Source organism: Amycolatopsis sp. lyj-23 (genome assembly GCF_046549135.1).
Taxonomy (GTDB): Bacteria; Actinomycetota; Actinomycetes; order Mycobacteriales; family Pseudonocardiaceae; genus Amycolatopsis.
Window position 1 is genome coordinate 95,588 of sequence record NZ_JAJPWN010000029.1, and the last position, 6,000, is coordinate 101,587.

The following is a 6,000-nucleotide window of genomic DNA, read 5'->3' on the forward strand; positions in this document are numbered from 1 at the left end:
CGTTTGGCCGACGCCAGATCTTCGCAGGCCGCGCGGGCGCGGGGCTCAGCGGGTACGGCGGTTCAGGGCGGCCCGCAGGTCTTCCCGGCGCAGCACGCCCGCGGGGCGGCCCTCGTCGTCGACCACGAGGAACTGCCACGCGGCGGTTTCGCGGACCCGCTCGACGACGTCCTCCCCCGGCTCCGACGCCAGCAGCACGGTTTCGGCCCGGATCGGCTCGGCCGCCAGCTCCGCGGGCGCGTGCGGCGAGGTGCCCGCGAGCCGCTCCGCCGCGCCTTCGTCCAGCAGGCCCGCGGCCACGCCGTCGGCGCGGACCAGGACCACGCCGCGCCCGGCCGACGCGGCCAGCGCGTCCGAGACCGGGCTCTCGGCGGGCAGCTGCAGCACCGGCCGGACCAGCTCGCCGAGGACCAGGCCCTCCGGCCACGTGCGGCGCGCTTCAGCGGCCAGCTCCGAACGCGCGCCGAGGATCACGAACCACGCCGTGACGACGCAGACGCCCAGCCGCAGCCAACGGTCCGGGCTCGCGGTCGCCAGGCCCCACAGGGCCCAGACCAGCAGCCCGGCGGCCACGACCGCACTGCCGGCGACCGCGGCGCGCGTGCCCTTGGCGCGGATGCCGGTGGCCGCCCAGACGCCGGCGCGGACGAGCCGCCCGCCGTCCAGCGGCAGCCCCGGGAGCAGGTTGAACACGCCCACGGCGAGGTTCGCCACGGCGCACTCGCCGATCAGCAGCCAGACCGCACCGTCCGCGGGCACGGCGAACATCAGCAGGCCGCAGAACCCGCCGAGCAGCAGGGAGACGGCGGGCCCGGCCGCGGCGACCAGGCCTTCGTCACCGGGGCGCTTCGGCGTGCGGGCCACTTCGGACAGGCCGCCGAGCAGGAACAGGCGCAGCCGCCGCACCGGGATCCCCAGCCGCAGGGCGACCAGGCAGTGCCCGAGTTCGTGGGCGAGCACGGACAACCCCAGCAGCAGCGCGAACGCGCCCGCGAGCAGCCACGACGTCGCCGTCGACGCGTCCGGCAGCAGCCGCCCGACCAGCGGCGCGTACAGCACGACGACGATCAGCGAGCCGACCCACCAGGAGGGCGCCAGCAGCACCGGCACCCCGGCGACCCGGAACAGCACGAGGCCGCCGTCCGAGAGGACGGCCTGCCGGGTGCCGCCGGTGCCCTGCTCACTGGTCGCGGCCATGCGGAGAGCCTAGAGCCCCGCGTGTGGGTACCGGGTGATCCGCCCCCACGGGTGTCGCTCCGCCAGTGTCGCCCAGCCGGTGTCGCCCCCGCCCGCGGAAGCGCCCCAATGCGGCCTTGGTTGCGCAAGACGCACCCAAGGCGGCCTTCGGTGCTCCATCCATGCCCCCGCCACCACCCTCAACGGAGGCGCTTCGCGCCGCAGTGCTGATTCAACGCACCCAAGGCCGCATTGGGGCGCTTCGGGACCGCGGGTCGGGAGGGGTGGCGGGCGTTGCGGTCGACGGAACTGTCGGACCCCGGCGTTACGCTCTGCCCATGCCCGACGCCGACACCGTCACCACCGACTCCCCAGCCTCCGCCGTCGCCACCGAGGTGCGGCGGCGGCCCGCGCTGTCGCCGTCGAGGGCCAGCGACTTCAAGCAGTGCCCGCTGCTCTACCGGTTCCGCGCGGTCGACCGGCTGCCGGAGGTCCCGACCAAGGCCCAGCTGCGCGGCACGCTCGTCCACTCCGTCCTGGAGCGGCTCTTCGCCCTCCCGGCCGCCGAGCGCGTCCCCGCGCAGGCGCGGGAGCTGCTCGGCCCGGCGTGGACGGACCTGTCCGCGGACCGTCCGGAGTGGACCGAGCTGTTCGACGGCGCGAAGCCCGAAGAGCACGCCGACTGGCTGCGGTCGGCGGAAAAGCTGCTGGACGCCTACTTCGAGCTGGAGGACCCGCGGCGGCTCGAGCCGGAAGCCTGCGAGCTGCACGTCGAGATCGAGCTCGGCTCCGGTGTGCTGCTGCGCGGCTACATCGACCGCGTCGACGTCGCGCCGACCGGCGAGATCCGGGTCGTCGACTACAAGACCGGCGCCGCGCCGCGGGAGATCGGCGAGGCCAAGGCGATGTTCCAGATGAAGTTCTACGCCGTGGTCCTGTGGCGGCTGCGCGGGATCGTGCCGCGCCAGCTGAAGCTCATGTACCTCACCGACGGTCAATCGCTGGCCTACACGCCCGACGAGGCGGAGCTGATCCGCTTCGAGCGCACGCTGGAAGCCATCTGGCAGGCCATCCTCAAGGCGGGCAAGACCGGCGACTTCCGGGCGAACAAGAGCAAGCTGTGCAACTGGTGCGACCACAAGGCGCACTGCCCCGAGTACGGCGGCACGCCACCCGCCTACCCCGGCTGGCCGGAGCCCGGTGCGGGCGAGGAGACGCCGCTGGACCGGGCCGACTGATGGCCGACGCCTTCTACGTCCCGCTCGGCGAAGGCCGGTTCGCCGCGACCGGGCACACGGCCGGGCCGTGGACCCCGGACGCCCAGCACTTCGGCCCGCCGTCGGCGCTGCTCGTGCGCGCCCTCGAAAGCGTCGAAACCACCCATCCCTCCGAACTCGCGCGCGTCACCGTCGAGATCCTCGGCCCGGCGCCGGTCGCCGAACTCGCCGTGCGCGCCCGGGTCGAGCGGCCGGGCCGCTCGGTCGAACTGCTGCAGGCGGAGCTGGCGAGCGCCGAACGCGTCGTGGCGCGGGCGTCGGCGTGGCGGATCGCGACGTCGGACACGGCGGAGGCAGCCACCGACGCCGGCCCGCTGCTGCCGGGGCCGGGCAGCGTCGGCGAGTCGCCGTGGCCCGAGGGCTGGCAGGGCGGCTACCTCGACGCGGTCGAGTGGCGCGCGGTGCGCGGCGGCATGGACGTGCCCGGCCCGGCGGCGGTGTGGGCGCGCCAGCGCGTCCCGCTGGTCGACGGCGAGGAGCCGAGCGGGCTGCAGCGGCTGTTCGCCATCGCCGACTCCGGCAACGGCGTCTCGAACTACCTCGACCCGCGGAAGTGGTGGTTCATCAACTCCGAGCTCACCGTGCACCTGCGGCGGGTGCCGGCCGGCGAGTGGATCGGCCTCGACGCGGTCACGCTGGCCGGCAAGCACGGCATCGGCACGGCGACGAGCATCCTGCACGACGCCGACGGCCCGGTGGCCACCGGCGCGCAGGCGCTGATGGTCCGGCCGCGACAGGCCGGGGGCGGATAGCCACCCACAACGGGCCCGCATCCAATAACCTTCGCGGAACGACCGACTTGAGGAGCGCTCCGGCATGCAGATCACCTCGGTGGTCAACCAGAAAGGCGGGGTCGGCAAGACCTCACTGAGCGTCGGCACCGCGGCCGCACTGGCCGAGCTGGGCCGCCGGGTGCTCCTGGTCGACCTCGACCCGCAGGGCCACGCGACGACCGAGATGCTCGGGCTGTCCGAGGTGGCCGCGGACCAGCCGAGCCTGGCGAAGGCGCTGGCCAAGACGTGGAAGGGCCCGATCGAGGAACTCGTCGTCCCGCACCCGCGCAGCAACCTCGGCCGCGGCGGCGCGCTCGACGTCGTGCCGACGTCGCCGGGGATGTTCGACCTGATCCGGCGGCTCGACTCCTTCCGCGTGCCGGGCTGGCAGCTCGCGCGGGTCATCCAGTTCGCCAACTACGACCACTGCATCATCGACTGCCCGCCCGCGCTGGACGTGCTGACGAACAACGCGCTGGCGGCCTCGCACGGCATCCTGGTGCCGGTCCAGCCGGACAAGACGAGCATCCGCGCGCTGCGGCTGCTGGCCGACCAGGTCCGGTACGTCGAGCAGACGGTCGGGCGGCAGCCGTTGTCGTGGTTCGGCCTGGTGCCGAGCCTGTACCGGCGGCCGATCTCGCACTACGCGGCCGCGGCGCTGCAGGAGATGTACGACTTCGGCATCCCGATGCTCTCGCACCTGCCGCTCGGTGTGGTGATGAACGAGGCGGCGGCGCACGGCGTCCCGGTGACGACGTACGCGCCGGAGACGCTGCAAGCGCTGTCTTTCCGCGAGATCGCCGGAACGCTGGACGGCTACCTGGAGCAGAACGCGGCTCCGGCGGTGGTCCCGGCCGACGAGGAATTCGTCTTCGAGGACTTCATCTCCGAGGTCGCGGTGGCCCGCAACGTCAACGACAACGGCGCCCGCAAGGGCCTCTACGACCTGCTGCCGAAGAAGCCGAACCGGCCTCGGTCGTGAGTGTGGTGAGGCGGGTCGGAACCCGCCTCACCACGGAGGTGCGTCAGAGGCGGCAGGAACGGATGTCCGACGCCAGGATCGCCTTCGCGCCCACCTCGGCCAGCTCGTCCATGACGAGGTTGACCTTCTTGCGCGACACCATCGCGCGCACGGCGACCCAGTCCTCGTCCGCGAGCGGGGCGACCGTCGGCGACTCCAGGCCCGGCGTGATCGCGATCGCGCGCTCCACGAGCGTGCGCGGGCAGTCGTAGTCCAGCATCATGTACTGCTGCGCGAACACGACCCCGCGCAGCCGCGCGGCCAGCTGCGTCTTCGCCTTGCTCTGCTCGCTGCCGCGGCGCTGCAGCAGCACGGCTTCCGACACGCAGATCGGGTCGCCGAACGCCACCAGGTTGTTCTGCCGCAGGGACCGGCCCGACTCGACGACGTCGGCGATCGCGTCCGCCACGCCGAGCTGGATCGAGATCTCCACAGCGCCGTCCAGGCGGATCACCTCGGCCTCGACGCCGTGGCGGGCGAGGTCGTCGCGGACCAGCCGCGGGTACGACGTCGCCAGCCGCTTGCCGTGCAGGTCCGCCGGCTTCCAGTCCCGGCCCGCCGGGGCGGCGTAGCGGAACGTCGAGCCGCCGAAGCCCAGCGCCTGGATCTCCTCCACCGGGGCGCCGGAGTCGAGCGCGAGGTCGCGGCCGGTGATGCCGAGGTCGAGCTCGCCGGAGCCGACGTAGATCGCGATGTCCTTGGGCCGCAGGAAGAAGAACTCGACCTCGTTGACGTGGTCGAGCACGGTCAGGTCGCGCTGCTCATGCCGCTTGCGGTAGCCCGCCTCGCCGAGCATCTCCGTCGCCGCGGCGGCGAGGGCTCCCTTGTTCGGCACGGCAACACGCAGCATTTCGCTTCTCTCCTCGTTCTTCGGGTTCTTCGGAGACGACCCGTCACAGGTAGCGGTAGACGTCCTCGGTCGACAGGCCGCGGCCGAGCATCAGCACCTGCACCCGGTACAGCAGCTGGGAGATCTCCTCGGCTAGGCGCTCGTCGGATTCGTGCTCGGCGGCGATCCACACCTCGCCGGCTTCCTCGAGCACCTTCTTGCCCTGGGCGTGCACCCCGGCATCGAGGGCGACGACGGTGCCGGACCCGTCGGGACGGGTACGCGCGCGCTCGGCAAGCTCCGCGAACAGCTCATCGAAGGTCTTCACGGTCCGGAATCCTTCCATCCCGGCCCCCTCGACGCCGCTCCGCCCCGCCGCGGGTGCCGCCCATCTCACACTGCCGTGGACGCGGCCTCCCACGGGCTGGGATCAGAACAGCACGCCCTGCTCGAAGTCCAGCAGGTACCGCTTGCACTCGAGGCCGCCGCCGTAGCCGGTCAACGAGCCGTTCGAGCCGACCACCCGGTGGCACGGGACGATGATGCCGATCGGGTTCTTGCCGTTCGCCAGGCCCACCGCGCGCGACGCCGCGGGCTTGCCGAGCCGGTCGGCCAGCTGACCGTAGGAAATCGTCGTTCCGTAGGGGATCTTGCGGAGCTCGGCCCAGACCAGTTGCTGGAAGGGCGTGCCCGCGAACACCAGCGGGACCTCGAACTCGCGGCGGTGCCCGGCGAAGTACTCCTTCAGCTCCGCTTCGGCACGGGCGAAGACGTCCGCGCCGGGGTCCGGCGAGCCGAAGGTGAGCTGGGCCGGGCGGTGGCGCTGGTCGACCATGTAGAGGCCGCAGAGCGCGTCGCCCTCGGCGACCAGCGTCAGCGGGCCGCAGGGGCTGTCGACGACGGCGTGGGTGCGCATGGGTTCTC

The 6,000-nt window shown here is 73.0% G+C and carries 7 protein-coding genes; 3 read left to right on the forward strand and 4 right to left on the reverse strand.

From position 1 onward, the window contains the following. Positions 1-45 precede the first annotated feature (45 nt). A complete protein-coding gene (locus tag ACLJPY_RS47485; RefSeq protein ID WP_410597595.1) occupies positions 46-1,197 on the reverse strand; it encodes a site-2 protease family protein in 1,152 nt (383 codons plus the stop codon). Between the two features lie 317 nt (positions 1,198-1,514). Between ACLJPY_RS47485 and ACLJPY_RS47490 the strand changes: the two genes are divergently transcribed. The 3 genes from ACLJPY_RS47490 (at position 1,515) to ACLJPY_RS47500 (ending at position 4,208) form a co-directional block, all read left to right on the forward strand. Next, positions 1,515-2,414: a RecB family exonuclease gene (locus ACLJPY_RS47490; RefSeq protein WP_410597596.1), complete on the forward strand. Its 900-nt coding sequence runs from the start codon at positions 1,515-1,517 to the stop codon at positions 2,412-2,414. Next, positions 2,414-3,205 (forward strand): thioesterase family protein, encoded by a 792-nt coding sequence (locus ACLJPY_RS47495; RefSeq protein ID WP_410597597.1) that lies wholly within the window; start codon positions 2,414-2,416, stop codon positions 3,203-3,205. The genes ACLJPY_RS47490 and ACLJPY_RS47495 overlap by 1 nt, the downstream gene beginning before the upstream one ends. Before the next feature lie 64 nt (positions 3,206-3,269). Continuing rightward, entirely contained in the window at positions 3,270-4,208 is a 939-nt protein-coding gene (locus ACLJPY_RS47500; RefSeq protein ID WP_410597598.1) for a ParA family protein, read from the forward strand. 43 nt (positions 4,209-4,251) lie between these two features. On the opposite strand, the gene hisG is transcribed toward ACLJPY_RS47500, so the two are convergent. The 3 genes from hisG to ACLJPY_RS47515 form a co-directional block, all read right to left on the reverse strand. Next, on the reverse strand, positions 4,252-5,097 hold the full coding sequence (hisG, locus tag ACLJPY_RS47505; protein WP_410597599.1) for an ATP phosphoribosyltransferase: 846 nt from the start codon (positions 5,095-5,097) through the stop codon (positions 4,252-4,254). A 43-nt stretch (positions 5,098-5,140) separates the two neighbouring features. Then, on the reverse strand, positions 5,141-5,404 hold the full coding sequence (locus tag ACLJPY_RS47510) for a phosphoribosyl-ATP diphosphatase (RefSeq protein ID WP_013226745.1): 264 nt from the start codon (positions 5,402-5,404) through the stop codon (positions 5,141-5,143). A 102-nt stretch (positions 5,405-5,506) separates the two neighbouring features. Continuing rightward, on the reverse strand, positions 5,507-5,992 hold the full coding sequence (locus ACLJPY_RS47515; protein ID WP_410597602.1) for a methylated-DNA--[protein]-cysteine S-methyltransferase: 486 nt from the start codon (positions 5,990-5,992) through the stop codon (positions 5,507-5,509). Positions 5,993-6,000: the final 8 nt, after the last annotated feature.